The organism is Gemmatimonadota bacterium (genome assembly GCA_009838845.1).
Lineage (GTDB): Bacteria > Latescibacterota > UBA2968 > UBA2968 > UBA2968 > VXRD01.
Genome location: VXRD01000143.1, coordinates 19901 through 46564, shown reverse-complemented (window position 1 = coordinate 46564; position 26664 = coordinate 19901). Strand labels below are relative to the sequence as shown.

Sequence of the window (26664 nt, the reverse complement as noted above, 5' to 3'; positions counted from 1 at the left end):
CGATGTTCAAAATGAGTTTATCAAAGAGGAAATAGAAGAATTTTTAGAACGCCCCGATGAGATACAACGCAATATCGATCTGTTCGCAAACGCGAGTCCCGAGATGCAGGCGATTGCCGCTTCATTGATCGATGGCGCGCACCACGATGTCGATCAATTGACGCGCGAAGCCCTAAATGCAGGCGTAGGTGCGCTGGAAATTATGGACGATGGGTTGATCGCCGGCATGGGCATTGTGGGAATTAAATTTCGAGAAAATTTTATTTTTGTACCCGAAGTCCTCGCGTGCGCCCGGGCAATGAAAGCTGGAATGGCGCATATTGAACCCATCTTGTCAGCCTCGGGCGTCGAGCCGGTAGGCACGGTCATTATGGGCACGGTAAAAGGCGATTTGCACGATATTGGCAAAAATTTGTGTATCATGATGTTGCGCGGTGCCGGGTTTGTCGTACACGACCTCGGCGTGGATACATCCGAAGACGAATTTATGGATGCCGTGGAAGAACACGAAGCCAAATTGCTCGGCATGTCCGCACTGTTGACCACGACAATGCCGAATATGGGCAAGACAATTGAAGCATTTATCGACGAAGACTTGCGAGACGATGTGAAAATCATGGTGGGCGGTGCCCCTGTGACACAGGAATTTGCCGACGACATGGGGGCGGATGGATATGGTGAAAACGCCCTGGACTGCGTGGAACTGGCTGTACAATTGTTGAAGGAGTGGGAGGAGGAGAATGAGTGAGCGTGAAAAAATAGATCGAGAAGCCTATCAAAAGCGGCTGGACCGCATGTCTGAAATTTTTTCAGATATTGTCCAGCATGCCGACGAACAGGCGCAAATGCGCTGTCCCTACAAAAACAAGGACAACGAGTGCACCGCCAAATTTGGCTGTAAATTCCAGCGAAAACCAGCGCCCAACCGGGCGCTTTTTCAATGTGCCAGCAACGATAACCTCGACTATCGCACGGCCTGGGAAACAGAGCCAGATGCCTATCGTGAGATGAAGACCGCGCTCAAAGCCCAAAAAAGTCGTCGCCGAAAAAAGGGAACGGGCACAATTACACACATGGGCAAGGTGCAACAACTCGAAGCGCGAAAGACGATATTTGATTATGCCGACGATCTGGCCGTTCAGGTTCCAACGTCGTGTTTTCGATCGGGGATATGCCATGAATGCGTGGTAGAAATTGCAAAAGGTGAAGAGAGCCTGTGCCCCAAAACCGAAGCTGAAGCCTTCTTAAAAGATAATTACCGACTGGCCTGTCAGGCCGAAGTCGTAGATTTAGATGCAGAAGTTGAATTTGTGCCCCTGCGCCGCGAACCTCAAATTTTGACCTTGAGCCAGGAAAAGGAAATTGATCGTGATCCCGTGGTAACACGCCGTGGCGATCGGGTATTCTACGACGGAGAAGACATCGATCGCTTTCGGGGACACATCTATGGGCTGGCAATTGATGTGGGCACCACGACAATTGTGATGGATCTCGTAGATCTGGAATCTGGTGAGAGTATTGCGATTGCATCTTATGAAAATCCCCAGCGTTTTGGCGGCAGCGATATCATGTATCGCATTTCCTATGATGGCGAATATCCAAATGAGCTGTGGAAGGCACTGGTAAATGCGATCAACCACGAAATTCTCGTACTATGTGAAAAATTGGATTTTGAGCGACAAGAAATTTACGAAATTGTCGTCGCTGGCAATGCCACCATGAGAGATATGTTTTTCAGGCTCGATGTGCAGAGTATTGGACAAAAGCCCTATAAATCTCAAATAGAACACGAATATCTGGCCGGAGAGCGAAAAACAACCGCCCTTTATGAAAGCAGCAGGCGGTTGGGCATTCGGGCAAATCCCAAAGCGCGGGTATATGGCATGCCCCTTATTGCAAGCCATGTGGGCGGCGATGTCGCAGCGGATATGCTGGCCGTAGAAATGGGCGCTCAAGACGAGATATTCATGCTCGTCGATGTGGGCACCAATACCGAAGTCGTAGTGGGCAACCGAGACAGGTTGGTGGCAGCTTCTTGTCCGGCGGGACCCGCATTTGAAGGCGGCGGTATCGCCTGTGGCATGCCCGGACAAGATGGGGCGATCGAATCCATGGCGTGGGAAAATGGCCAGTTCAATTACCGCGTAATCGGCAACGGCGCCCCCCAGGGGTTGTGCGGCTCTGGACTGATCGATTTGTTGGCCGAACTTCGGCGGCATGATTTGATGACAGAAAAGGGCGTATTTGCCGACCGCAAGCAATATGAAATGATTGTAGTGCCCGAACACGGCATTGCGCTATCGCGCGAAGATGCGAGCAATCTGGCTCAGGCCAAGGCCGCAAATTACTGTGGGCAGTTACTTGTCATGCGCGAATTTGGCATCACACCCGACCAGATCCATCGACTTTATCTATCTGGCGGATTTGCCAATTACGTCAATGTGCAAAATGCGATTGACATCGGTTTTCTCGCACCCGTGCCACAAGAACGCATCGAAAAGGTGGGAAATGCCGCGATATTGGGCGCGAGAGAAGTATTGCTCTCGCGGAAACGACGCGATAGCTTAGAACGCCTTGTGAAGCGGATTGAGCATGTGGAACTGGAGACAAAGCCAGATTTTTTTGATGTATTTGTCGAAGGGTGTCAATTTAAGAGGATGACAGTATGAAGTCTTTTGCAGAACGCCTCGCAGATGACCAGCCAATGGTGTATGACGGCGGATTTGGGTCTCAATTATTTGCACACGGGGTAAATCTGGCAAACAGTTCCATCGCCAGTCTATCGCATCCCAAAGAGGTTGTAGCAGTGCATCGCGCGTATATCGATGCGGGTGCAAATGCCATTGGCACAAACACATTTGTGGTATCCCCCCTGCATCTCGAGATGGCCGACGCCGATGAGGATGATGCCGAGCACCTGACAGAATTAGCTGTCCAACACGCCCGGCAAGCCGTTGAAGAAAGCGGGAAGGATGTTTATGTGGGTGGCTCCATCGGTCCCTCCCCCGGTGCTATCGAAGCCGATGCCGGCGATACGGTTTTTGGCATCCCCAATGTAGATGTGCGATCGGCCCACGAGCGCGTGATCTCTGCCATGGTCAAAGGCGGCGTCGATTTTTTTGTCATAGAAACGCAGTTTTCCGCCAAAGAAGCGGCAATCGCCGTTGACATTGCGCGACAAACGGGCTTGCCCATCGCCGTGAATATGACGTATAAATTCACAAAGGATCGCAAAACGGGCGAATTGATCTATCGCACGGACTGGGGGGTTTCACCCAGCGACCTACTGGACATTTTGGCAAGTGGCGAATTTTCAGACGGCGATAATCTACTCGGCGATGTGCAACTCCTGGGCTTGAACTGTGGCGCAGAAACGCGCAATACAGACCACACGGGCATGCCCTATGCAATTGAGGGCACAGTGCAGATGCAAAAAGCACTTGGGGATCGCGGCATTGAAAACAAGCGCTTGATGGCCTATCCCAATGCGGGCTTACCCTCCCTGGACAAAGTCACCAAACAGGCATCGTATTCGCAAGGACCAGAAGACATGGCGCAACACGTCGAAGACTTGTTGGACGCCGGTGGATTCTTGATAGGCGGATGTTGCGGCACAACGCCCGATCACATTCGAGCATTTCGCAATATCGTAGATGCACAATAGAGGCTCTTGTATTTTTTCACCGATTAAACTTGAGGTTTGAATTATGGCTGATTATTGGGACGACGAAATAGAGGACATCGAGGTCGAAGATATGTTTGTAGGTGCTCTACTGGGCGGCGCAATAGGCGATTCTCTGGGCTGTTTTTGTGAGGGATGGGACCGGGATCGGATCAAAGCAGTAGAGGGATTGACAGACCACTATCGAGGGCGAATCAATCGGGAAGGCGTGCTGACCCGACCGGCTGGAGAATATACAGACGATACCCAGCAGACCCTCGTCCTCGTTGAGTCAATTATAGCGTGTGAAAAGGTCGATCCCGAAGACCTGAGCAATCGATTTTTGGCGATGTGGCGCGAGGGACTCCTGCAAATGTATGGCAGGGCTTTTAAGGAGACCCTGGAACGTCTCGATCAGGGCCTGGCGTGGTCCGAAGCCGCATCGAAAAACCACCCCTCCAACGGGGCGGTCATGAAAATCGCGCCAGTGGGCTTGTGGCACTGGGCAACCGGTGAAAATATCCTGGACGATGCAATTGCAGCGAGCCATGTGACGCACCAGGACCCACGCGCGGTTGCACCTGCAGTCGCAATGGCCCATGTGGTGGGGCATCTCGTAACACATCGCCCGCTGGACGGAAGTGAGGTGCTGGACGTAGCCGAGTGGTCGGCCAGACCGATTTGCGAATCCACAGGCGAGTTGATCGCACAGGTGGGGACATTGCTGACAATGAACGAGGAAGATGCGTGGGCAGCCATGGTAAAGATGCCCGAAGCTGCGCGAGAAAAGGCCATTCCAAGCGAAGCCCAGGCCACAATTGTCGTGGCTTTAGAGGCATTCTTGCGCTCAGAAGGAGAATTTATCCCCACAGTTGAGCGCGCGCTACTCACGGGTGGAGATGTCGATACATTTGCTGCCATTGCCGGTACCCTGAGCGGTTTGTATCACGGCACAGCGGGTTTGCCGCAACATCTCTTAGAGACACTGGTTGAACGCACAGAAATCGAATCGCTATCCCGCGAACTTTACGAAAAGACCGGAGGTGCCCTGTGATAATCGACGGTTTTAAGGGCATGTATCCCGCACTGGTCAGCCCCAGGGATGGGAAAGGTGCATTCAGCACCTCGGCCTATGAAAAACTCATGGCGCGGATTTACGAACAGGGATCACACGGCGTGTATGTGGCGGGCAATACGGGCGAAGGCTATTTGATGACAATGGCCGAGCGCAAGTTGGCCACAGAAATTGCCGTCAAAGCATCAAAAGGACATGGACGAGTCGTAGTACACGTTGGCACCCCCTCCGAACGCGATGCCGTTGAACTCGCCAAACACGCAGCAAATGCAGGAGCCGATGGCATTTCGAGTTTGCCGCCTTATGTCCAGGGATATCGTTTTGACGACATACTGGCGTATTACAGCGCGCTGAGTTCAGCGGCAAACTTGCCGGTCTTTGTGTATTACATCCCCGTGGTCACGCATCAGGAGTATTCGTTTGAACAAATCAACCAGATGCTCGCACTCGAAGGCGTAGTGGGCATTAAGTTCACAAATTTCAACCTGTTCTTAATGGAACGCATACTCAACGGACCGCATAAACCGCATATTTTTAACGGACATGACGAAGTGGCCCTATCGGGCATTGCGGTAGGTGCTCAGGGAGGTATTGGCACGTTTTACAATGTGATGCCCGCGCATTTTGTGGGCATTTACGAAGCGGTGAACAAACGCGATTTGGACACGGCACGCACATTGCAGTCAGACGTGAATGAACTAATTCGGATTTGTCAAAAATACAGTGGACACGGCAGCGTACGCGCCGTATTGCGCTGGCAGGGAATCGAGTGCGGCGATCCCGTCAAGCCTACACGTCCGCTCGACAAAGAAGAAGAGAAAGCATTGCGAAAAGAGATCGAAGCAGCGGCATTGGATGTGTTCTAATCACCTCTCACAATCTCATACACTGTCGCCCCTTCCCGCTCGGTTATAGTGGAAAACGCCCAGCCCGCATTGCATAAACGATCAAAAAAAGGTCTGCCTAAGATGCGATTGGGTTCAGAAAATAAAACGCGCCCTCCCGGTGCGAGAAGGGCGTCGAATGTGGCGATAAGAGGATCGAAAAAACGCGGTTCGTACACGAGATCTGCACCCAACAAGGTGGCATAGTGTTGATCTTGCGGTGGAGAACGCCAGTCGATGAGCATTGTCCTGGGAACAATGCCCGCAATTTGCAACCCGTTGAGTTGCGCAAACTTGAGTGCATCGGGCTGGTAATCCGTGGCCGTGACACGCGCGCGTTTGAGACAGGCAATAGATGAGACAAGGCCCAATCCACAGCCGAGTTCAAGCACGGATTCGCCCGGCGCGATCAGATTATCCGCGAGCAGAACATCGGATAAAACAAGCGCAGAATCCCAAAGCGTTGCCCAATAAGGCAGGCGTTCGTCCCGCACCTCAAAGCTATCGGGATCAGCCATTCCCAGTTTGTCAAAGAGTGCTTCGGCATCTTCAACACACGTCACACCTATTTTACGCCCACAAATATTGTGGTGTTCTTCGCCGAGTTGATAGCGCCCGGCGAGTTCGCGTTTGAGGGCGTAAATTTCTTTTTGTACGCTCATCAGAAGGGACGGAGCCTATCTACTGATACGCTTCCCACAACGCCTTGTAATATCGCAGCAGACGCTCGGCATCTGTACTGCCGGGGATTTCGGCCAGCGTATATCCCGCATAGCCTTCGGCATTTAGGAGAGAAAAGAGTTCGCGCCAGGGATAGTCCGGATTGCACAATTCGGTGATGTGTACCAGACCGATCTTGTGTTTGAGCAGGTCAAAATTGGCTTTGATAGAGCCGTCTTCAACTTCGCCCAAATTCGAGTTCCAGCATATCTTTGCATTGTCGTGATCTGCCCAATCCATAATCGTGCGCATATACGCGGGTTTTTGCGTTTCTCGCCCGTGTACTTCCACCCGGATTTGCACCCCCAGATCAGCAGCAGCAATCGCGCATTCACGCACAGATTTGCCAATTTGTTCGAGTGTTTGATCCACCGAAATACCTTTGTCGGTTTGCAGGCCATTGGGCCGCACCTTAACGCCCGGGCAACCCAGGTCGGCGGCGAGTCTGGCGTACTCAATCGTGCCATCAATATTTTCGCGCACAACACCGGGATCATCCGAATGATATTCAAATGCCGAACCCAAACCCGCGATTTCGACACCGCCATCTTCAAATTGTTTGCGGATATCCTGCCGTTGCCCCGCCGAAAGATCTGATTCAACGCCGTGAGCATGCGTGGTACGCAGTTCGGCACCGCCATAACCGAGTTTTGCACAGGTTTCAATAATAGTGGCAACATCCCAGTCCGCGGCGATTTGATACGTGACAATACCCAACTTCATTTTTATCTCCCAATTCTTAGAAGTTGTCTTAAAACCCCCAGCAGCCTCAGCACGGCTGCAAAAGCGTCGGCCTGAGAACACACCGGGATTTTTAAAACAGCTTCTTAGCTCTCAGCCGCTATCGGTCGGCAAAACAAAGGGCCAAAAGCTGAAAGTGGATGAACTTGTAGTCGCCGACCGCATCTGAAGATAGGACTTGCACTGAGAATGTCAATGCCTTTGAAGTATCTCTCATAAGACATACAAAATAACTTGACGCACATCAAACATTTCGCCATATCTACACAGGTACAATCCTCTATCACAGGGATATTCGAGATGCATATTCAGCCTGCCGAGAGGCGAGATTTTCTGGAAATCGCAAAATTGGATCGCGAAGCATGGGCACAAAACCGGAATTCTGAGTATATTCCCGATGGCGAACACGTCTGGCGATTGTGGACGGAGCACGCACTGGTATTTTGTGCCTGGGAGCGCGAAAAACTGATCGGTGCTGTGCTGGCATTTCCCACGAGAACGGACAGACTGTATTGTTTGCACAAAGTATTTGTGGATCATCCCTTTCGCGGCAAAGGCATTGGTTCCGCTTTGTTCGACGCGATTTTAGCCGCCTGCGATCAAATCGGTGTGGATTGTTTTTTAACAGTAGATCCCGAAAATGAAAGTGCTATTTCCCTGTACGAAAAATGGGGATTTAGCGAGAAAAACTTTGTGAAAGGTTATTATCGCGCCGCAGAAGACCGGTATGTACTGACGCGACGCTGTAAAACAAAGACGTGAGATTACGTCTTTCGCCTCAATCTCAAAAGGAGCCATATACAATGCACCCCAAATGTCTCGATTATTGTCTGACAGAAGAAGAGGCGCGCAAATTCAAACGAGATGGCTATTTCATTGTTCCAGCTGCCCTGCCACCCGACATGGTCAGCGATCTCGTCGTCGCAGTAGATCGCGTAGATAAAGAAGAACGCGCTCGGATGGGCAAAAGTACCACAGCGCGCATCAACCACTACGACTTCATAGGCAAGGACGACCGCTTTTTGCCCTTGCTCGACTGGTACAAAACATTTCCCAAAGTGTGGGGCATCCTGGGCTGGCACATCCAGCTCTACCACACCCACATGACCGTGACCCCCCCTACAGAACCGCACAAAACACTCGAAAAAGACGGACCCGGTCTCGGCTTCCATCAGGATAGTGGTCGCATCAATCAGGATTTTGACATGAACCCGCGTCCCATGATCTCTCTCAAAATCGGTTTTTTTCTCACCGACACGACTGAACCTGGCCGCGGCAATTTCTACGTCCTTCCCAAAAGCCAAACGCAAAATACATTTCCCGGAGATGATCGCCAGGCACCGCACAAAGACGCTATCCCGGTGCTCGTGCCCCCCGGATCAGCCGTATTTTTTGACCGTCGCTTATGGCACTCAGCCAGTACCAACTACTGGAAAGAACCCCGACGCGTACTCTTCTACGGCTACTCTTATCGCTGGCTTCGCCCCCGCGACGACATGCAGGTAGAACACTACCTCGATCGCTGCACACCCATCCAAAAACAACTCCTCGGCGTCAGCTACTCCGGCGGTCGCGGCTACACCTCCCCCACCCTCGAAGATGCGCCCCTCAAAACCTGGCTCGACGAACACGGGATCAGTAGTGAATAGTCAACGGCACAGGTGGTGAGCAGGAGAATGAAGACAGCGCGTTGACAAAACATGCAGAACTGAATATACTGTCTTTGTCACGAGGAGGCACGCTATGATAAATAAGAATCCAATCTGGCAGGATCGCATTGTCACTGATCCGTTGATACTGGCCGGGAAACCAACAATAAAAGGCACTCGGATTTCGGTGGAACTGATCATGGAATTGCTGGACGGGGGGCGCAGCGAAGCCGATATCATTCGTATGTACTCGCACATCACCCCGGAGGATATCCGAGCCTGTCGGAAGTACGCAGCCACTGGTGCAAAGCTGTCCAATGTGACCTGGGAGGATATTGATGCGATTATGGATGGCAAACGGTAGATGAGAATACTTGCCGACGAAAATATATCGGAGCAGGTCGTTGTCCGGCTACGTGCTGCAGGCCAAGATGTGCGATGGACGAAGGAAACGGACCGGGGCGAAGCAGATCCTAACCTGCTGGAATTGGCAACGCGGGAAAGACGTACGCTGATAACGTATGATAAGGACTTTGGAGACCTTGTGCATCGTGACGGTATGTCCGCCCCTCACGGCGTCATCTTGTTTCGTATTCACAGCGATGTGCCAGATTCAGTGAAAGCCGAATTTGTCGCCAGTAGCGTTATGGCTTGGGATAGTTTGCCGTCCGGAATTTGGACAATTCAGATACGGCATCAGTGAAGCAGTGCCACTCATGCCAACCCTTCTGGCGGCCCCGCGAATCGCACCCTCCGTGTTCCGCCAAAGCTGACCAGTCGCCCACCAATCAAAATCTGGCTCGAAGAACACGGGATCAGTAGTGAATAGTCGAGCCACAAAAAAACCGATATTAATCGGCTTTTTTTGTATTACGGTTTTTTAATAAATTTCTCGACGATGCCCGACATTCTCAACAACGACTTGATGTCCTGCTGTATCGAGGCGATAGATCACTCGGAAATCACCAACACGCAGCGCTTATCCTTGAGCCGACCTTTCAAATGATCTGATATTGAGACGTTCCTTCACCCTGCCCCAAGATATCCCCTCACTATTTGCGAGTTGTTTTTCCGATTCGGCAATGTCGGTCATCGTTTCGCGGTCAGATAGGATTTCTGCGGTCTCTCGCCAGGCGTTGACCACTTCATCAACACCTGTACCATTGTCCTTTGCGGCATCGGAGAGATCCTCGAAAAATTCGTCGCATTCCACATCGGACAGATACTGAACCCACGGATAGATCGACAACAGGTCAGTCCGTTTGGGACACTCTCGATTTTTGAGAGAACTCAGCAAACTGATTACCACCTCCAAACTCTCATCGGAGAGCTTATCGAGAATCTGTTTTGCCTCCGTCCTCAAATCAACAGTTGCCATTTTATTTATCTCCAACTCATTCTTCCAACGCACGCTTCCACGCATCCAATTTCACCAGTGCCTCAACCGGCGTGAGATGGGCGATGTCTAAATCGCGCAACTCAGAAAGCAGCGGGTGATCTTCCCGCTCAACCCTCACTTCTGCTGCTGGCGCAAACAGCGGCATCTGCCCATTCTCCTTCACGCGATCAGGTTGGGGCTTTGACCCCACCGACAGATCGTTTTGCTCCAGGCGGTTCAAAATCTCCTTTGCCCGCGCAATCATCTCTGCCGGCATCCCGGCCAGACGCGCCACCTCAATGCCGTAGCTGTGGTCGCACCCGCCCGGCACCAACTTGTGTAAAAACGCGATGGTATCGCCCGCCTCGCGCACAGCAACGCTGTAATTCACCACCCGCGGCAGCAAATCCTCCAACTCTGTCAACTCGTGATAATGCGTCGCAAACAACGTCCGCGGCTGAATCTGTTCGGCATTGTGCAAATACTCCGTCATAGCCCAGGCAATGCTCAACCCATCAAACGTACTCGTCCCACGTCCAATCTCGTCCAAAAGCACCAGACTCTTCGGCGTCGCATTATTCAAAATATTCGCCGCCTCATTCATCTCCACCAAAAACGTACTCTCGCCCCGCGCCAGATTATCGGATGCGCCCACCCGTGTAAAAATGCGATCCACCACCCCAATACGCGCCTCGCGCGCTGGCACAAAACTGCCGACCTGCGCCAAAAGCGCAATCAACCCGGTCTGGCGCAAAATCGTCGATTTCCCCGACATATTTGGGCCAGTAATCAGCAAAATTTGATCTTTCTCGCCGTCAATCGTCAGATCATTGGGCACAAACTGCCCGCCCGGAAGCAACTGCTCAACCGCGGGATGTCGCCCATCCTTCACATCAATACGCACGCTATTATCCACCTGGGGACGCACATAATCATTGGAGAACGCCACCTCGGCCAGCGTGCTCAACACATCTACGGTGGCCACGGATAGCGCCGTGCGCTGCACGGGCTCCACCCAACCGGCTACCTCTTCTCGCAACGCGGCAAACAAATCGCGCTCGAGATCCCTGGCCCGCTCATCTGCGCCCAAAATTTTCGCCTCCCAATCCTTCAACTCCGGCGTGATATACCGCTCGGCATTGACCAGCGTTTGCTTGCGCACAAAATACGCGGGCACCTTATCCTGATTGGCCTTGGTGACCTCAATATAATATCCAAATGCCTTGTTATACCCCACCTTCAACGACGCAATACCCGTTTTCTCGCGTTCCTCTGCCTGCAAGTTGGCAACCCAATCGCGCCCGCCCGATGCGATTTCCCGTAACTCGTCCAGTTCCTTGTGATAGCCGGTTCTAATATATCCGCCATCGCTGATCTGTGCAGGTGGATCGTCTTCAAGCGTGTGGGCAATCAAATCAATCAACTCCGTCAGATCCGGCATGCCCTGATCCCGCGCCCGCACCAGCAAATCCGCACGAAACTCACACAGGGTTTCTCGCAGTGGAACAACTGCTTCCAGAGACCGCTGGAGAGCCACAAGCTCACGTGGATTGGCCCGATTGCAACAAATTCGGGACATCAACCGCTCCATGTCTCCAATGTGGCGCAACGCCTCTCGCGCTTCGTCCCGATGTGCCGCAGATTCGACAAATTCTTGTACTGCATCTAAGCGCGCATCAATGCGACCAACATCCACAAGCGGTTGTGATAGCCATGTGCGCAGTGTCCGCGCGCCCTGCGGCGTACACGTCTGATCTAAAACCCCAAACAACGTACCCTCGCGCCGCCCCTCTTGAATGGTTGTAACCAGTTCCAGATTGCGCTGTGTCACCAGATCCAATTCCATCACCGACTCGGTGTGTTCGCGCGCCAGTCGCGTAATATGGGATACGGCTCCCTTTTGATTTTCGCGCAAATAACACAGCACCCCGCCCGCGGCGCATATCCCAACGGTGAGATCATCGCATCCAAAGCCCTTGAGAGATGCCACTTTGAAATGCTCCCTCAGTGCATCGTACGCATAATGCTGTCCAAAATGCCAATCTTCTATATGCGTGAGCAATGCACCCGGCATCCGCGCTGCAAACTCGGCCTCATTGTCATTGACCCACGCTTCGGGCGCCAGCACCTCTGCGGGAGCCACGCGCTCCAATATCTCCCACAAATCATCTGCCGCGCGTTCCGATGCCTTGAACATGCCCGTTGACAAATCCGCTGTTGCCATGCCCAATTGATCGCCGGAAACAAAAATGCCCACGAGATAATTATTGCGCTTTTGATCGAGCAAATCATCGGACATTACCGTTCCCGGCGACACGACCTGCACCACCTCGCGGCGCACCACTTTCTTGCCTTTTTGTGGCGGCTCCATCTGCTCGCAAATCGCCACCTTTTTTCCTGCTCTGATGAGCCTTGCGAGATAGGTATCCAGCGCGTGATGAGGTACACCTGCCAGCGGAATGCGGTCTGCACGCCCATTGTTGCGCGATGTCAATGTCAATCCCAAAAGCTGAGATGCAACAACGGCATCGTCGTAAAATGTCTCGTAAAAATCGCCCATCCGAAACAGCAAAATCGCATCCGGATGTTGCTCCTTAAAATGCGCGTACTGTTCCATTGCCGGTGTCAATTGCGTCGCCATCCCAAATCCTCTAAAAGCTTCTCATTCCCCAACCGCTTTTCGATACGAATAATCAAATAACAATTCCCACTCGCACAATTGGATCTCGCGGCAAAGCACGTCGTGTGCAGAACGTCCCTCCAGAGCATCTGCACACAGATCAACATAGGCAAACGCATCCCAATGTGCTTGCGTCGTCAAAAATTCTGGCGCACCGGAAACACCACCAGAAATGCGAGCCGCAGCCTTGCACAAATCGTCAAAAATGGGGTGGTTGCCCACTTTCCCAAACCAGTATTTTGAATTGGAAAAATCGGGTTCGCGGCGATGCATGATACCGTGCCAATAACTTCCTGTCGCCGTATGAATGCTCTGGCTGATGGTGTGAGACGCATCTAAAAAGTTGTGATACAGCCACATACCAGAAATACAGGCCTGTGCCATATCTTCATCCACCACTGTTTTGCCAGCAAATGCAGACTGCACAGCCAGCGCGTCGAGCGCGCTTTTCGCTGCGGTATTCTCTTCGCCGCCATCCAGTGGGTTCAATCGCTTTTCGGAAATCAATTCCGAAAAAACACCGCCATAATCACCTGTGTCAAAAGACATACTCACTCCTTTATTTTCTAATACAGCGCGATAATCGCCTGTAAAAAACGCAAAAATTCTTTCTCTTCGGGAATATACTCAGAATTTCGGAAAAAAAAAGACCAATTCCTTTCGGAATCGGCCTTTTCTGTCCAGATCTCGCTGTTTATGCACTTTGCACCTGTAATAATTCCCGCGCGTGATGCTGTAATATTTCGCGCTCGAAACCCGCCAATTCTCCGACGACCACATCGTCTTCAACCCGCTGCAAGCGCACATCTACAATCTCTTCACACGCGGCATCTGGAGCGGGCGCAACCACCCGGATATAATTATCGGTCAACCCCTGTAAAAACTGTCCATTGCGGCGGTTTTCAAAAAGCACGGGCAATGTGCGCCCAATAAACCGCGCTTGAAATGCCGCCACCTTTTGCTGCCCCAATTCGCGAAGTATTGCGCCGCGTTGCTTTTTCACCTGAGGATCAACCTGATTTGTCATGCGCGCTGCAGGCGTTTTGCCGCGCGGCGAATACGGAAATACATGCAAATACGTCATGGGATGATTGGCAATCAAATCGCGCGTATTTTGAAATGCCTCATCTGACTCACCGGGAAAACCCACCATCACATCGCCGCCAATGCCCACATCGGGAATCCGATCCGCGAGTTTTTCAATCAGCGCGATATACTGCTCCCGCGTATAGGGGCGGCGCATTGCCTTCAACACACCATTATCACCGCTTTGCAATGGAATGTGCAAATGTCTGCAAAATTTCTGGCTCGACGCAAAGAAGTCAATCATGGCATCGGTCACAAAAGTGGCTTCAATAGAACTCACGCGAAAGCGCTCCAATCCTTTGATCCCCTCAATAGCCTCCAACACCTGCAACAAATCGCGCGCCTCTAAATCCACGCCGTAATCGCCAATATGCACCCCCGTCAGCACCACCTCTCGATAGCCCGCTGATACCAATTTCTCGACCTGCAATACGGTACTCTCAAGCGTGCGACTGCGACTGCGCCCTCGCGCAAACGGAATAATGCAAAATGAGCAAAATTCATTGCATCCTTCCTGAATTTTGACAAAAGCCCGAGCGCGCCCGCCAAAATTGTAAATATCCATATCCTGGAAATCAGCCGCGCGACTGCGCGTCACAAACGTGCGCCCCAAAGAGCAGGTATTATTTACCAGATCCAGAAGTTGCGTCCGCTCTGCTGTTCCTACCACCAGATCGACTTCGGGCATTGCAGATAGGGCATCTGGATCGGTTTGTGCATAACACCCCACCGCAACCACGGTACCTGTGGGCGAAATCCGATGTGCTCTGCGCAATGCCTTGCGCGACTGCGCGTCCCCCTGTCCGGTCACAGTGCATGTATTGACCACAGTAACATCAGCCAACTCGCCAAATGGCACCTCGCGATAACCCCGCGCCACAAACTGCTCGGCATACCACTGCGTGTCATAGGTATTGAGCTTACAACCCAGCGTATAAAACGCAACTGTCTTTTGATCTCGCATAAAAATCAGCCATTTGCAAAAACAAAGCGTTGAGGCGATATGCCCCAACGCTTTGCAACCGCCAGAAAGATCTGAGCAATCTTATTCCTCTTTGCTACTCTGTGACTCATCCTTCGCTTCCGTTTCTGCTTCTGCTTCTACTTCTGCCTCGGCTGTTTCGGTTTCTGCTTCGGTTTCAACTTCCACTACATCTTCCACTTCCACCTCTACTTCGGCTTCCACGGCCTCTTCCTCTTCATCCTCTGTCTCATCTTCCACTGCTACTTCAGCTTCAGCTTCCACATTATCTTCAACTTCTGCTTCAGCCTCAGCTTCTACCTCGACTTCTTCTTCGGCTACTTCATCTTCCACTGCTACTTCAGCGCCTTCACGTCGAGGATGTGCCGCCAGAAAAGTGTCGATTTCATCTTGGTCGGCATCGCGCAAACGCTCTCGCACGCTCAACACAATTTTCTTTTGGTCTTCGTCAAACTCCACGACTTTCAGCGGCATCTCATCGCCTTCCTCGAAATATTCATCGGGACGTTGAAGGTCGTCAATACCCAGTTGGGAGATCGGCACAAATCCCTCGACATGGCCTTCGAGGTCAACGACCACCCCGCGTTCGAGAATGCGAGAAATATTACCCTCTACGGCATTGCCCACCGCATAGGTAACAGCCAATTTCGCCCAGGGATTTTCAATAGTCTGTTTGTGCCCCAGCGAAATGCGCCGGCGCTCTTTGTCGATATTGAGCACAATAACATCCAGTTCCTGGCCTTTTTTGATCACCTCGCTCGGATGGCGAATGCGCTTGGTCCAGGACATATCGGAAATATGCACCAACCCGTCGATCCCCTCTTCGATTTCGACAAAAGCTCCAAAATTAGTCAAATTGCGTACAATGCCTCGAAGAGGTGTACCTGAGGGATATTTTTGGTCGAGATCTTCCCAGGGATCGGGCTGCACTTGCTTGAGGCCCAGAGAAATTTTTTGCCCTTCCTGGTCAACGCGCAGGACCATAACCTCAACTTCATCGCCGATGGAGACCAGCTTGGAAGGATGGCGAATATGCTGTGTCCACGACATTTCAGAAATGTGTACCAACCCTTCGACACCCTGTTCCAACTCGACAAAAGCTCCGTAATCCGTAATGCTGACAACCTTGCCTATCACCTTGTTATCAACCGGATATTTTTCCTCGACATCTTTCCAGGGATGGTCTTGTAATTGCTTCATACCCAGAGAAATGCGCTCGCGCTTCTCATCGTAATTGAGCACCTTGACTTCTACTTCTTCGCCAATGGACAAGACTTCTGATGGATGCCCAACCCTGCCCCAGGCAATATCCGTAATGTGCAACAACCCGTCTAAACCTCCCAGATCGATAAACGCACCAAAGTCGGTGATATTTTTGACCGATCCCTGACGCACTTGTCCCACTTCCAATGTGGCGAGAATCTGTTTGCGTAGCCTGGAACGTTCTTCTTCGAGAACAACGCGACGAGAAATGACAATATTTCGGCGGTTTTTGTTGAGTTTTATAATCCGGAACGGGTACACATTGCCGAGAAATTGATCAAAATTTTTGACCTGTTTGATGTCAATTTGGGAGCCGGGCAAGAAAGCATCGACGCCGAAAAGATCCACCACAATGCCCCCCTTGATTCGCCGCATCAAACGACCCTCTACAATCTGATCGCTATCATATGCGTCCTTAATGCGATCCCACACCCGCATAAAGTCAGCTTTGGTCTTGGACAGTACCACCTGGCCTTCTTGATCTTCAATGCTCTCCAAAAAAACCTCGATTTCATCGCCTTCCTCTATAGCTGGCGGGTCGCCAAACTCAGAGAGGGGAATCGCGCCTTCAGACTTGAAACCGATATCTACCACCACGATTCCATCGTGGATGGACCTTACAGTACCCACAACAATCTCGCCCTGCTTAATGGTCTCTAACGTCTCTTCGTAGAGTTCCATCATTTCATTAAATTCTGCCTCGCTATATTCGCTTTCATCCAGCGCGGCCAGGGCTTCTTCAGGGGTGGGTTTAAGGGTATTAACGGCCATACCAAATATTTCCTTTCGCGCTAAAAAATCGCGCAAAATAATAAAAAAAGAACGACGAACAACGTCGATCAAACCGTGCCGACACCTTATGGTTAACCATTGTGGGAAGCGGGTGCGACCGTGCCGGCTTTCCGCCGCATCCGCTTCAGAACAGCGAGATGACGCATCACGTCCTGAGTGACAAAATTATAGGCGTCGCGACGCCTGTCGGGCAATTGTTCTGGACAACCCAAAATGGGCTTGCCAAATCGCACCTGCAACCGATCCAGCCCAACCATCGTTTTCCAGATATTGACTGTGCCCGAAATATATACGGGTATCACAGGTGCCTGAGTGCGATAAACCAGCATGCCAACCCCTGGTCGAGGGCGCAGAAATTCGGGACGCTTATTGCGCGTGCCTTCTGGAAAAATGAGCACGGGATTACCGTCCTGCAAAATTTTTGTCCAGGCCAAAAATGCGCTGCGGTCTCCACGACTTCTGTCAACGGGCATCGCGTGTAACTTGTGAATCAACTTTCCCAGCAACGGAATAGGAAAGAGTTCAGCCTTAGCAAGATACCAAAGTTCGCGGCCTGCCGCAACTCCAATAATAACGGGATCGACGTTAGAACAATGGTTAGAAGCCAAAATTAACGCACCCGACTGGGGTATGTGACGCCGCCCTTCGACCCGTAACCGAAAGAGAACAACGGCCAGCCCGTAGGCCAGCCACCAGCAAAAGCGATAAAAAGTCATCGATATCATCCATTTATCATTCACGCCCTATTTTGCCTGTGGGCAAGAGCAACAATCCGATCCACTTGTTCTGAGATTGACAATTCTGTGGTATCTATACACACGGCATCGGGCGCGGGCCATGCGCCGCGTTGCAACTGCGTTTGCCGGTCGCGGATATCCCGAATGCGAATCTCGTCCAACAACGACTCAAACACAGCAGATTCGCCCCTTTTTTGCAAGTCTCTGAGTCGTCGCCGCGCGCGTTCGGCGGGATCGGCAACAAGAAAAATTTTCAATTCCGCATCTGGAAAAATAGCGGTACCAGTGTCACGACCTTCTAAAACAATACCCCCATTCCGTCCCATGGCCCGCTGTAATGCAACGAGCACATCGCGCACCCCTGAATGGACAGCTACGCGAGACGCAGCCTGCGAAATTTCAGATGAGCGAATTGCATCGGATATATTTTTCCCATTGAGCAGGGTTTGCAACTGCCCATCTCGCATCTCAAATGCGAGATCGAGCGCACGACACACCGCGGTTACGCCATCGGCATCATCGGGATCAACACCCTGTTGCAGGACCGCCAGCCCCACGGCGCGATACATCGCCCCGGTATCCAGATACAGGTACTCCATTTGATCTGCAACGAGCCGTGCAGTTGTACTCTTGCCAGCACCTGCCGGGCCATCAATCGCAATAACAATGCCATTTTCGCGCATACATTACTCATTGTTCATGGTACAGCCCGACCATTTCCCGAAGCCTTTTTACTTCCGCTTGTGTCAGATGCCGCCATTGGCCTGGATCGAGATGTCGCGTTGTGAGTCCGGCAAAATGCGTGCGTGTCAAAGACTGCACCCGATGTCCTGCCGCCTCGCACATCCGCTTCACCTGTCTTTTTCGTCCCTCTTGAAGCACCAATTCTAATTCTGTATCCCCACCTCTTGCGCGCATCACGCGAATATGTGCGGGAGCCGAAATCCCATCATTGAGCTTTATTCCCTCTCTCAATGCTGTCAATACCGCCTCGCTGGGATGCCCGCGCACCCATGCGCGATAGACTTTTTTTACGCCATATCGCGGATGGGTCAATCGAAATGCCAGATCGCCGTCATCCATCAACAACAAAACCCCTCGCGTATCCAGATCGAGCCGTCCGGCGGGAAAAACCCGAGCATCAATGCCGCGCAACAATTTGTAAATTGTTTGGGCATGATGCGGATCGCGCGCCGATACCAGATATCCCGGGGGTTTGTGAAATAAAATATAAGTTTGTCGATCAACCGATTGGATCGCCCGCCCATTGACACATACGCGATCGCTATGCGGGTTTAATCGCGTGCCCGGATGTGTCACAACAGCGCCATTTATTTTAACGCTACCCGTTTGGATCAACCGATCGCTCGCCCGCCGCGAAGCTACCCCCGCGCGGGCCAGAAACCGGTTCAGGCGCTCTGTCATGGGTATCCTGTTCGCTTTCCCCATCGGTATTGATCACGCCCGATAACGGGCTGTCTTTGCCTTCGGCCACCCGTTGTTCTTCTTCTCGAAGCAACTCTTCCAACTCGCGAATCCGGGGCAGATCAGACAGGGTCTTAAGGCCAAAATGCTTCAAAAAATCGCGTGTCGTTCCGTATAACAGAGGCCGCCCGGGCGCGTCTGACCGCCCGGAAATGCGGATCAGGCCCTTTTCCATCAATTGCCGCAAAACGCCATCGACAGACACACCGCGAATATGCTCGACTTCGGCTTTGGTAACCGGCTGTTTAAAAGCCAGAATAGCGAGCGTTTCCAGGGAAGCTTGAGAAAGCCGGGGCGCGACTCTCTCGCGCATCAGTTGCCGAATCCATGGCGCAAATTCGCTGTGTACAGCCAACTGAAAGCCCCCCGCGACTTCGACAACCCTGAAACTGCGACCCGTCTGTGCGTATTCTTCATTGAGATCATTGACATAAGCGCGAATTTCTTTTGCGCCAGTATGCTGTCCCAAAACCGATGACAGATGCGATGCTCCCAGAGGATCATCGGCTGCAATCAACAACGCTTCAACAACGCCTTTGTTGCGTGCATCTTCATCGGTAGCCAGATTGGCGACGCGTGCGTCATCTCTCTCAGACATCGTTTATGTCCTCCTCGAAAGACGCCGTGTCTAAAGCATCGCGGCGATAAACCCAGAGTTCTCCATCGATATCGGCCTGTTGAACGCGGACTTTCCCTTCTTTCATCAATTCCAGTAACGCGATAAATGTCACAACAACAACAGTGCGATATGTACTGGCAATCAGATCGCTAAATGGAACCTGATGCCGTCGCTCGAGTACATCAAGCACGTATTCGGCGCGCTCCTCTGTGGTCACATCAACCCGTGTCACCTCGTGAAAATCGGCTTTTGGCGCCGCATCCATCGCTTGCTTAAAGGCGCGAAGCAATTCGAACAGGCTCACGGGACGAAATTCCCCGACTTCTTGCTTCCGAATATCTTCCAGATCCATCGAAGCACCCCGATAGAAAACATCGCGGTATTCCGTTTGCTGATCGTCCATCCACGCGGCGACTTCTCTGAACTGCTGGTATTCCAACAAGCGGCGCACCAATTCTTCGCGAGGATCTCCTTCTTCCTCCTCGGCTTCTGGATCAGAGGGCAATAACATGCGCGATTTGATGCGCATCAATGTGGCGGCCATCACGACAAAATCGCCAGCGACCTCTAAGTTTAATCGCTGGATGATCTCGACATATTCTAAAAATTGCCGCGTAATATCAGCGATGGGAATATCGTAGATATCGATCTCGTTTTTTTGGATGAGAAAGAGCAACAGATCCAGCGGGCCTTCAAACAAATCGAGCTTCACGCCATAAGGCGCGGCATCCGGATCGAACTGAGCTGTCAAATTGGATGCAATCATCGCGCCTCCTTCTCTTGTTTTTTCATTCTATCTCGCGCTTTGCGAGAAATTCGATTCCATACGCCGGCAAAACCCATCGCCTTTTTCATAGCCAAAAGCGTTTCGTTTGCAAGTGCTTGGGTTTTGAGCGTGCCTTCGTAAATCACTTGCTCGACATAACCCGACTGCGCCGCAAAATGTGCTCGGCGCTGGCGGATAGGTGCGAGAAACACATTGAGCGCACGTGCCAATTTATCTTTCACTTCGACATCGCCCACGCGACCCTGGCGATAGCGGGTTTTGAGATCATTGACTTCAGCGACATTGGGATTAAATGCATCGTGATACATAAATACGGGATTGCCTTCGACAGTTCCCGGAATATCCGCGCGAACGCGCCTGGGGTCTGTGTACATACCGCGCACTTTTTTTTCTACTGTCTTTTCATCATCAGATAAAAAAATCGCATTGTCGAGACTTTTGCTCATCTTTGCCTGTCCATCGGTACCCACCAGGGTAGGCACATCGCCCATGAGAAGTTCGGGAATGGGAAATACATCGCCGTAATACGCGTTGAACCGACGCGCAATTTCCCGCGTCACTTCAACGTGCGCCTCATTGTCTTTCCCCACTGGCACAACATGTGCGCGCGGCATCAAAATATCGGCACTTTGAAGTACTGGATACCCAATCAGACCAAATGGAATAGCTTCATCGGTCATATTCGCCGCACGTGCCATATCTTTCACACTGGGCAACCGCGCCACGCGAGGCAATGTCACGAGCATCTCAAAAAATAGATTCATCTCGTACACAGCGTGAATGGCCGATTGCAAATAAATGGTCGATTTTTGGGGATCTATACCCACAGCCAAATAATCCAATACCATCTCATAGATATTTTCACGCAGTGCATCGATGTATTCTTTTTGGGGCTGCGTGGTCAACATGTGCAGGTCGGCCACTAAAAAATAGCTCTCGTAATCATCTTGCAAGGCCACGCGATTTTTCAAAGACCCAACATAGTGCCCGAGATGCAAACGCCCCGTGGGCCGATCACCTGTCAAAATTCGCTTTTTTTCCATCAGTCCCCGCTTTTAATCATCCATAAAAAGATAGGGACGCCAGCGACGGTCTGGCACCCCAATATGATGTCGAATAAAGGTCACCCGATTGGGAGACTGAGGCTTGCGCAATAATGATAAACCGACTTCCGCAGGCGTATTGTCGCCCTTGCGGTTGTTGCATCGATGGCAGGCGCACACCAGATTATCCCATGAATTGCGCCCATTGTGAGACCGCGGCACCACGTGATCAATGGTAAATGGACCGCGGCGAATGCCACAATACTGACACTGGAACCCATCGCGTTTTAAGATATTGCGCTTGGTCAAGGCGAGCGGTTTGGGAGGCACGCGCACATATACGGCCAGGCGCACCACACTCGGCACGGGGAATGAATCGCTCACCGTATGAATACGAGAATCGCACGCTTCGACAACTTCGGCGCGACCTCGAAAAACCAGTACAATAGCCCTGCGCACAGAACACACGTGCAGAGGTTCGTAACTCTGATTGAGCACCAGCACAGACTGATTGAGTACCGTGGGCATTGTCACGGGCATGATAAAGCACCTCAAAAATAGCGATTAGCCTCCACCCATCTACTCTCTAATATAAATCCTCATGATATATCGCATTGACTACAAGGTGTCAAGCCTTATTCACTCTATCTATTCATCAACCAGACCCGCATAGGCATGTGCGTCCATTAAAAACTCTGTCTCTGAAGGATCTGAAAGGCGCACTTGAATCATCCATCCCTCTCCGTAAGGCTCGTCGTTGACCAGAGCAGCATCATCTGTCAACTGGATATTGACATCAACCACCTCACCCGAAACCGGTGCAATGAGATCGGACACCGTCTTGACCGCCTCAATTATGCCATAGGATTCCCCCTGAGCGACAAAATCGCCAATCTCTGGCAATTCTAAAAACACAATATCGCCCAGTTCTCCCTGTGCGTAATCCGTAATCCCGCATGTACCGGTATCACCCTCAATCCGAACCCAGTCGTGATCGCTATTAAAAAGTAAATCCTCTGGAATATCCGACATTTTCTGCTCCTTTGTACCTTTACCTATGGGTGAGAAATGAACTTCACCCGCCATAGCCCAACTTGTTCACAAATTCTGTTGTTGCTCGTCCCGTTCTAAAATCCTCGTGTTGCAGGGCATGGAGGTGAAAGGGAATGGTCGTTGGCACACCTTCGATCACAAACTCTTCAAGCGCGCGCACTGCCCGTGCAATTGCCTCGTCGCGCGTGTCGCCATATCCGATGAGCTTGGCCAAAAGGGAATCGTACTGCGTGGGAACCGTATATCCCGTATATATGTGTGAATCAATGCGAATGCCCGGACCACCCGGCATGTGAAGGGACGTAATTGTGCCGGGCGAGGGCCTGAAATTGTGCTCGGGATCTTCGGCATTGATCCGACACTCAATAGCATGCCCTTTGAAATCAAATAGGTCTTGAGATTGTGGAAGGGATGTACCGGCTGCGATGAGAATCTGCCATTTGACCAGATCGAGTCTTGCCACCATCTCTGTAACCGGGTGCTCGACCTGAATGCGCGTGTTCATTTCTAAAAAATAAAAGTCACCGGAAGCGTCGAGCAAAAATTCAACTGTACCAGCACTGGCATATCCAACAGCGAGCGCACCTTTAATAGCAGCCTCTCCCATGCGCTGGCGCATGGCGTCATCAACTACGGGTGAAGGCGACTCTTCAATGAGCTTTTGATGCCGACGCTGGACCGAACACTCCCGTTCCCCCAAATGCACAATACGCCCTGTCAAATCTCCCAACACTTGAATCTCCACATGCCGGGGCTGCACAATCTCTTTTTCTAAATAAAGCGCACCAGATGTAAACGCCGCCTGTGCCTCGGCCTGTGCCATTTGCCACGCGCGTTCCAATTCGCGCTCTGAAAAAACAGTGCGCATTCCCCGTCCACCTCCGCCTGCTACCGCCTTGAGGCGCACGGGGTATCCAATGCTACGCGCAGCTTGTTGGGCCGCCTCATGGCTCTCCAAAACCCCCGTACCCGGCGCAACGGGCACACCGGCCCCTTGCATGGTCTCTCGTGCGATGGCCTTATCGCCCATTTTGCGTATCGCTTCGGCAGATGGACCAATAAAAACAATGCCGCAAGTGCCGCAAATTTCGGCAAACTCGGCATTCTCGGCCAGCGGACCATATCCCGGATGAATCGCATCGGCATTGGTCACTTCGGCAGCACTTAAAATGCGCGGAATATTTCGATAACTTTGCTCGCCAGAGGGTGGGCCAATACAAACATCTTCGTCGGCCATACCAACGTGCAGTGAATTGCTGTCCGCTTCAGAGTAAACGGCTACAGTTTGCAGCCCCAACTCTTTACAGGCTCGGATAATACGCAGCGCAATCTCGCCGCGGTCGGCAATGAGAACTTTCTCAAACAAGGGTATGATCTCAAAAAAGGAAAGGTCAATAGGGCCTGCTCATTCGCAAGGGGGAGGGCAAACGACAACAAGCGAATGGGCATCCCCGAGGGGCTACTTTTGTGGATCAATTAAAAACAAGGGGGTATTGTATTCGACGGGCGCGGCATTTTCAACCAGTACGCGCACCACCCGACCATTCACATCACACTCGATTTCATTCATAATTTTCATGGCTTCAATAATACACAGGGTCTGCCCTCTCGCCACCTCATCGCCTTCTGTTGCATAAGGCGGTGCTTCGGGGTTTGGCGATTGGTAAAACATACCCACCATAGGCGAGCGCAAAGTGTGATAGCGGCCATCGTCTTCACTTACAGCATCTTCAACCTGGGTCTCAGGTGCATCGACAGGTGCAGATGCTGACGCCGGTGGCGCAGATAGTGTTTGCACAATAGGGGCTTGCTGGCTGGCGCGCACAATGCGAATGCGCCCGCGTCCAAAGAGCTTGCGTTCAACCTCAACTTCCTGCACATCATCGGCGCCAATCAGATCGATGAGTTCTTTTGCACTCGCTATTACCTGCTTGGAAATTTTCACAATGATCTCCTAAACCCGTTCGACATAAGATTGGGTGCGCGTATCAATCTTCAACACATCGCCAATCTCGACAAATAGCGGAACCTGTACTGTTGCCCCGGTTACCACACGCGCGGGCTTTGTCCCGCCAGTGGCTGTATCGCCGCGCAAACCGGGATCGGTTTGATCGACTTTTAATTCTACAAAAATGGGCAGTTCCACACCCATGGCATTTCCCTCGGCAATCAGTACATCGACAATCTCATTTTCCTGCAACAGCTTTTGTGCATCGCCCACAATCTCCGTAGGCACTTCGTATTGGTCGTAGGTGCGGGTATCCATAAAAATGTAAAATGTGTCTTGTTTATATAAGTATTGGCTCTTGCGTTTTTCCAGACGAACATCATCTACTTTGTCGCCCGACCGGAATGTGCGGTCAATCACAGCGCCCGACTTCACACTCTTGAGCTTGGTGCGCACGACCGCAGCACCTTTGCCGGGTTTAAAATGCTCAAACTCAGTCATAAAAAAAAGCTGTCCATCCAGGCGAATAACCATACCATTGCGAAAGTCAGAAGTAGAAACCATAAAATTATCCTTGCTTTGACGCGCTAAAGCCAATAAGTGGGGGACGCGACATAAAAGCATCCCAAAATGGATTGTGCTGCTGAGACGGGTGTATAAAGGGACCGACCCATTGAAAATCGGAAAAACCAGCTTTCTGAAAAGCCCATTGATACGTTTCTGGTTTGAGAAAATAATTCTTAAACTCAAACTGCGTGCCATCTTCATTGATCATTTGATACAAAATGACATCGCCCTCTTCAGGAGCAGGGGTACACACTTTGTCAAATCCGTATTGGGCGAAGGAAATAGTTCCTCTGGGAACATGCTGGACATTGTCATTAAATCCGACAAACCGCCCCCCCAGTCGCAGTCTATTATACGCCACTTGGACAAAATTGAGAAGTTCCTCTTTTGTCCTGGCATAATTTAAAAGATACATCGCCACCACGACATCGACAGATTCAGCCATATCGAGCCGTGCCACATCTCGATTCAGGTACTTGCATCCCAAAGGACGGATGCGTTCTTCTTCTTCTGCCAGGTTGATCATTTCTGCGGAAAGATCGACGCCTGTGACTTCTGCCGCTCCGGCTTGCACAATCTTGCGTGTGTAAAACCCCTCACCGCAAGCCAGGTCTAAGACCGTTGCTCCTCGGATATCTCCCAATATCTCAAAAAAAGTATATTCTTCAATATATTTTCGAAATGAAAGTTGCTTGGAATCCCTATAGGCTTCCGCAATTCCATCATACTCCTGATTCATGCTCCGATTCCTCTGATAAATTCCGCAACTCATCCAGGCGGGCAATAATATGCTCATTATCGGGTTCGCGTGCAATCACCCGTTCCAAAACCGCGATGGCCTCCCGAATAAGGCCCTGGCTCGCGTACAGCTCAGCCAGCGTTTTCGTTGCAATAACAGGGGCCTCCCCCCCGGATTTTGGCTCGCGTTTAAGCGACGTAACCAGCGTATCTAAATCATCCTCAATATCTTCCTCTAAGAGGGCCTGAGCAAATACTTCGTTCTCAGATACGACTTCCTGATCTCCAGAATCGGTATTCTCGTCTGCATGCTCAGGACCGTTGTCTTGCTCCTCTTCAAGCTCCTCGCCCTTGAGTTTGCGAATCTGCTCTATAAGTTCGGGACTAAATGGATCGCGTGCATGAGCCTGTTCAAAATATTTGAGCGCGAGGTCACCACGGCCCAATTGCAAAGCGATTTTGCCCATATACCAATGTGCGGCAAGATGACCGGCATCTAATTGCAATACTTTTTGAAACGCCAGACGCGCTTCTTCATAATGCCCGGCAGCCTGATAGCACTTGCCCATCACCACATGGCCCGCCGTATAAGACGGGCGATAGCGCAATCCGCGGCGACACACCTCAATTGCGCGTGCGACTTCTCCACGCTGCAACAACCCATCTGCCAGACGTGCAAATAAAATGGATGTCGGATTTTGATCACAGATTTTTTGAAGTTTTTTTATTGCCAACATGGAAGTAATTTGCCCTTGAAAAAGAGCGGGCATAATAGA

General features: G+C 51.4%; 28 protein-coding genes and 1 pseudogene. 9 read left to right on the top strand and 20 right to left on the bottom strand.

What is annotated here, in order from left to right:
• Positions 1-103: 103 nt before the first annotated feature.
• From F4Y39_20315 to F4Y39_20295, 5 genes are all read left to right on the top strand, one after another.
• On the top strand, positions 104-748 hold the full coding sequence (locus tag F4Y39_20315) for a cobalamin-binding protein (protein ID MYC16076.1): 645 nt from the start codon (positions 104-106) through the stop codon (positions 746-748).
• A 325-nt stretch (positions 749-1073) separates the two neighbouring features.
• Complete coding sequence (locus tag F4Y39_20310) at positions 1074-2669, top strand: DUF4445 domain-containing protein (protein ID MYC16075.1); 1596 nt, start codon at positions 1074-1076, stop codon at positions 2667-2669.
• Positions 2666-3664, top strand: coding sequence for a homocysteine S-methyltransferase family protein (locus F4Y39_20305; GenBank protein ID MYC16074.1), 999 nt, complete (start codon positions 2666-2668; stop codon positions 3662-3664). Before F4Y39_20310 ends, F4Y39_20305 begins: the two co-directional genes overlap by 4 nt.
• A gap of 43 nt (positions 3665-3707) precedes the next feature.
• On the top strand, positions 3708-4715 hold the full coding sequence (locus tag F4Y39_20300) for a hypothetical protein (GenBank protein MYC16073.1): 1008 nt from the start codon (positions 3708-3710) through the stop codon (positions 4713-4715).
• The gene (locus tag F4Y39_20295) at positions 4712-5602 is read left to right on the top strand and encodes a hypothetical protein (protein MYC16072.1); all 891 of its coding nucleotides are present in this window, start codon (positions 4712-4714) and stop codon (positions 5600-5602) included. The genes F4Y39_20300 and F4Y39_20295 overlap by 4 nt, the downstream gene beginning before the upstream one ends.
• Here the strand turns inward: F4Y39_20295 and F4Y39_20290 are convergent.
• Together F4Y39_20290 and F4Y39_20285 are read right to left on the bottom strand one after the other, a co-directional pair.
• On the bottom strand, positions 5599-6282 hold the full coding sequence (locus F4Y39_20290) for a methyltransferase (protein MYC16071.1): 684 nt from the start codon (positions 6280-6282) through the stop codon (positions 5599-5601). The genes F4Y39_20295 and F4Y39_20290 overlap by 4 nt on opposite strands.
• A gap of 19 nt (positions 6283-6301) precedes the next feature.
• Complete coding sequence (locus tag F4Y39_20285) at positions 6302-7063, bottom strand: sugar phosphate isomerase/epimerase (protein ID MYC16070.1); 762 nt, start codon at positions 7061-7063, stop codon at positions 6302-6304.
• A 318-nt stretch (positions 7064-7381) separates the two neighbouring features.
• On the opposite strand from F4Y39_20285, the gene F4Y39_20280 reads away from it, so the two are divergent.
• The 4 genes from F4Y39_20280 to F4Y39_20265 all read left to right on the top strand — a co-directional run bounded on the left by F4Y39_20280 (position 7382) and on the right by F4Y39_20265 (position 9433).
• Positions 7382-7843: a GNAT family N-acetyltransferase gene (locus tag F4Y39_20280; GenBank protein ID MYC16069.1), complete on the top strand. Its 462-nt coding sequence runs from the start codon at positions 7382-7384 to the stop codon at positions 7841-7843.
• Between the two features lie 41 nt (positions 7844-7884).
• The gene (locus F4Y39_20275) at positions 7885-8730 is read left to right on the top strand and encodes a hypothetical protein (GenBank protein ID MYC16068.1); all 846 of its coding nucleotides are present in this window, start codon (positions 7885-7887) and stop codon (positions 8728-8730) included.
• Positions 8731-8824: 94 nt separating this feature from the next.
• On the top strand, positions 8825-9094 hold the full coding sequence (locus tag F4Y39_20270) for a DUF433 domain-containing protein (GenBank protein ID MYC16067.1): 270 nt from the start codon (positions 8825-8827) through the stop codon (positions 9092-9094).
• Positions 9095-9433, top strand: coding sequence for a hypothetical protein (locus F4Y39_20265; GenBank protein ID MYC16066.1), 339 nt, complete (start codon positions 9095-9097; stop codon positions 9431-9433).
• Between the two features lie 276 nt (positions 9434-9709).
• On the opposite strand, the gene F4Y39_20260 is transcribed toward F4Y39_20265, so the two are convergent.
• The 18 genes and pseudogenes from F4Y39_20260 to F4Y39_20175 all read right to left on the bottom strand — a co-directional run bounded on the left by F4Y39_20260 (position 9710) and on the right by F4Y39_20175 (position 26658).
• Entirely contained in the window at positions 9710-10108 is a 399-nt protein-coding gene (locus F4Y39_20260; GenBank protein ID MYC16065.1) for a hypothetical protein, read from the bottom strand.
• Between the two features lie 16 nt (positions 10109-10124).
• Positions 10125-12725: a DNA mismatch repair protein MutS gene (gene mutS / locus F4Y39_20255; protein MYC16064.1), complete on the bottom strand. Its 2601-nt coding sequence runs from the start codon at positions 12723-12725 to the stop codon at positions 10125-10127.
• A gap of 45 nt (positions 12726-12770) precedes the next feature.
• Entirely contained in the window at positions 12771-13337 is a 567-nt protein-coding gene (locus F4Y39_20250) for a hypothetical protein (GenBank protein ID MYC16063.1), read from the bottom strand.
• A 145-nt stretch (positions 13338-13482) separates the two neighbouring features.
• On the bottom strand, positions 13483-14838 hold the full coding sequence (gene mtaB, locus F4Y39_20245; protein MYC16062.1) for a tRNA (N(6)-L-threonylcarbamoyladenosine(37)-C(2))-methylthiotransferase MtaB: 1356 nt from the start codon (positions 14836-14838) through the stop codon (positions 13483-13485).
• Between the two features lie 435 nt (positions 14839-15273).
• A pseudogene (locus F4Y39_20240) lies at positions 15274-16890 on the bottom strand (30S ribosomal protein S1).
• Positions 16891-16982: 92 nt separating this feature from the next.
• Complete coding sequence (locus F4Y39_20235) at positions 16983-17636, bottom strand: 1-acyl-sn-glycerol-3-phosphate acyltransferase (GenBank protein ID MYC16061.1); 654 nt, start codon at positions 17634-17636, stop codon at positions 16983-16985.
• A gap of 11 nt (positions 17637-17647) precedes the next feature.
• A complete protein-coding gene (locus tag F4Y39_20230; GenBank protein MYC16060.1) occupies positions 17648-18316 on the bottom strand; it encodes a (d)CMP kinase in 669 nt (222 codons plus the stop codon).
• A gap of 22 nt (positions 18317-18338) precedes the next feature.
• Positions 18339-19097 carry an rRNA pseudouridine synthase gene (locus F4Y39_20225; protein ID MYC16059.1) on the bottom strand — a complete coding sequence of 253 codons (759 nt, stop codon included), beginning with the start codon at positions 19095-19097 and terminating at the stop codon, positions 18339-18341.
• Positions 18991-19731, bottom strand: coding sequence for an SMC-Scp complex subunit ScpB (gene scpB, locus F4Y39_20220; protein ID MYC16058.1), 741 nt, complete (start codon positions 19729-19731; stop codon positions 18991-18993). Before scpB ends, F4Y39_20225 begins: the two co-directional genes overlap by 107 nt.
• Complete coding sequence (locus tag F4Y39_20215) at positions 19724-20518, bottom strand: segregation/condensation protein A (protein MYC16057.1); 795 nt, start codon at positions 20516-20518, stop codon at positions 19724-19726. The genes scpB and F4Y39_20215 overlap by 8 nt, the downstream gene beginning before the upstream one ends.
• Positions 20515-21582, bottom strand: a complete 1068-nt coding sequence (gene trpS / locus F4Y39_20210) for a tryptophan--tRNA ligase (GenBank protein ID MYC16056.1) — start codon at positions 21580-21582, stop codon at positions 20515-20517. The genes F4Y39_20215 and trpS overlap by 4 nt, the downstream gene beginning before the upstream one ends.
• Positions 21583-21594: 12 nt before the next feature.
• On the bottom strand, positions 21595-22110 hold the full coding sequence (locus F4Y39_20205; GenBank protein ID MYC16055.1) for an HNH endonuclease: 516 nt from the start codon (positions 22108-22110) through the stop codon (positions 21595-21597).
• A gap of 120 nt (positions 22111-22230) precedes the next feature.
• Positions 22231-22614: a glycine cleavage system protein GcvH gene (gcvH, locus tag F4Y39_20200; GenBank protein ID MYC16054.1), complete on the bottom strand. Its 384-nt coding sequence runs from the start codon at positions 22612-22614 to the stop codon at positions 22231-22233.
• 43 nt (positions 22615-22657) lie between these two features.
• Positions 22658-24001, bottom strand: coding sequence for an acetyl-CoA carboxylase biotin carboxylase subunit (accC, locus tag F4Y39_20195; protein MYC16053.1), 1344 nt, complete (start codon positions 23999-24001; stop codon positions 22658-22660).
• 93 nt (positions 24002-24094) lie between these two features.
• Positions 24095-24559, bottom strand: a complete 465-nt coding sequence (gene accB, locus F4Y39_20190) for an acetyl-CoA carboxylase biotin carboxyl carrier protein (protein MYC16052.1) — start codon at positions 24557-24559, stop codon at positions 24095-24097.
• Between the two features lie 30 nt (positions 24560-24589).
• Entirely contained in the window at positions 24590-25147 is a 558-nt protein-coding gene (efp, locus tag F4Y39_20185; GenBank protein MYC16051.1) for an elongation factor P, read from the bottom strand.
• A 4-nt stretch (positions 25148-25151) separates the two neighbouring features.
• Positions 25152-25946 carry a class I SAM-dependent methyltransferase gene (locus F4Y39_20180; GenBank protein MYC16050.1) on the bottom strand — a complete coding sequence of 265 codons (795 nt, stop codon included), beginning with the start codon at positions 25944-25946 and terminating at the stop codon, positions 25152-25154.
• Positions 25873-26658, bottom strand: coding sequence for a tetratricopeptide repeat protein (locus F4Y39_20175; protein MYC16049.1), 786 nt, complete (start codon positions 26656-26658; stop codon positions 25873-25875). Before F4Y39_20175 ends, F4Y39_20180 begins: the two co-directional genes overlap by 74 nt.
• Between the last annotated feature and the right edge of the window lie 6 nt (positions 26659-26664).

What these genes read in the sequence shown, in the direction of transcription:
- F4Y39_20315 (MYC16076.1), top strand. Translation starts at nt 104, where the DNA reads ATGCAGGCGATTGCCGCTTCATTGATCGATGGCGCGCACCACGATGTC.
- trpS (MYC16056.1), bottom strand. Translation starts at nt 21,582, where the DNA reads ATGGAAAAAAAGCGAATTTTGACAGGTGATCGGCCCACGGGGCGTTTG.
- F4Y39_20260 (MYC16065.1), bottom strand. Translation starts at nt 10,108, where the DNA reads ATGGCAACTGTTGATTTGAGGACGGAGGCAAAACAGATTCTCGATAAG.
- gcvH (MYC16054.1), bottom strand. Translation starts at nt 22,614, where the DNA reads ATGTCGGATATTCCAGAGGATTTACTTTTTAATAGCGATCACGACTGG.
- F4Y39_20300 (MYC16073.1), top strand. Translation starts at nt 3,708, where the DNA reads ATGGCTGATTATTGGGACGACGAAATAGAGGACATCGAGGTCGAAGAT.
- scpB (MYC16058.1), bottom strand. Translation starts at nt 19,731, where the DNA reads ATGTCTGAGAGAGATGACGCACGCGTCGCCAATCTGGCTACCGATGAA.
- F4Y39_20205 (MYC16055.1), bottom strand. Translation starts at nt 22,110, where the DNA reads ATGCCCACGGTACTCAATCAGTCTGTGCTGGTGCTCAATCAGAGTTAC.
- F4Y39_20235 (MYC16061.1), bottom strand. Translation starts at nt 17,636, where the DNA reads ATGATATCGATGACTTTTTATCGCTTTTGCTGGTGGCTGGCCTACGGG.
- F4Y39_20215 (MYC16057.1), bottom strand. Translation starts at nt 20,518, where the DNA reads ATGATTGCATCCAATTTGACAGCTCAGTTCGATCCGGATGCCGCGCCT.
- mtaB (MYC16062.1), bottom strand. Translation starts at nt 14,838, where the DNA reads ATGCGAGATCAAAAGACAGTTGCGTTTTATACGCTGGGTTGTAAGCTC.
- F4Y39_20180 (MYC16050.1), bottom strand. Translation starts at nt 25,946, where the DNA reads ATGAGCATATTATTGCCCGCCTGGATGAGTTGCGGAATTTATCAGAGG.
- F4Y39_20270 (MYC16067.1), top strand. Translation starts at nt 8,825, where the DNA reads ATGATAAATAAGAATCCAATCTGGCAGGATCGCATTGTCACTGATCCG.
- efp (MYC16051.1), bottom strand. Translation starts at nt 25,147, where the DNA reads ATGGTTTCTACTTCTGACTTTCGCAATGGTATGGTTATTCGCCTGGAT.
- F4Y39_20310 (MYC16075.1), top strand. Translation starts at nt 1,074, where the DNA reads ATGGGCAAGGTGCAACAACTCGAAGCGCGAAAGACGATATTTGATTAT.
- F4Y39_20225 (MYC16059.1), bottom strand. Translation starts at nt 19,097, where the DNA reads ATGGGGAAAGCGAACAGGATACCCATGACAGAGCGCCTGAACCGGTTT.
- F4Y39_20305 (MYC16074.1), top strand. Translation starts at nt 2,666, where the DNA reads ATGAAGTCTTTTGCAGAACGCCTCGCAGATGACCAGCCAATGGTGTAT.
- F4Y39_20285 (MYC16070.1), bottom strand. Translation starts at nt 7,063, where the DNA reads ATGAAGTTGGGTATTGTCACGTATCAAATCGCCGCGGACTGGGATGTT.
- F4Y39_20290 (MYC16071.1), bottom strand. Translation starts at nt 6,282, where the DNA reads ATGAGCGTACAAAAAGAAATTTACGCCCTCAAACGCGAACTCGCCGGG.
- mutS (MYC16064.1), bottom strand. Translation starts at nt 12,725, where the DNA reads ATGGAACAGTACGCGCATTTTAAGGAGCAACATCCGGATGCGATTTTG.
- F4Y39_20280 (MYC16069.1), top strand. Translation starts at nt 7,382, where the DNA reads ATGCATATTCAGCCTGCCGAGAGGCGAGATTTTCTGGAAATCGCAAAA.
- F4Y39_20175 (MYC16049.1), bottom strand. Translation starts at nt 26,658, where the DNA reads ATGCCCGCTCTTTTTCAAGGGCAAATTACTTCCATGTTGGCAATAAAA.
- F4Y39_20265 (MYC16066.1), top strand. Translation starts at nt 9,095, where the DNA reads ATGAGAATACTTGCCGACGAAAATATATCGGAGCAGGTCGTTGTCCGG.
- F4Y39_20250 (MYC16063.1), bottom strand. Translation starts at nt 13,337, where the DNA reads ATGTCTTTTGACACAGGTGATTATGGCGGTGTTTTTTCGGAATTGATT.
- F4Y39_20275 (MYC16068.1), top strand. Translation starts at nt 7,885, where the DNA reads ATGCACCCCAAATGTCTCGATTATTGTCTGACAGAAGAAGAGGCGCGC.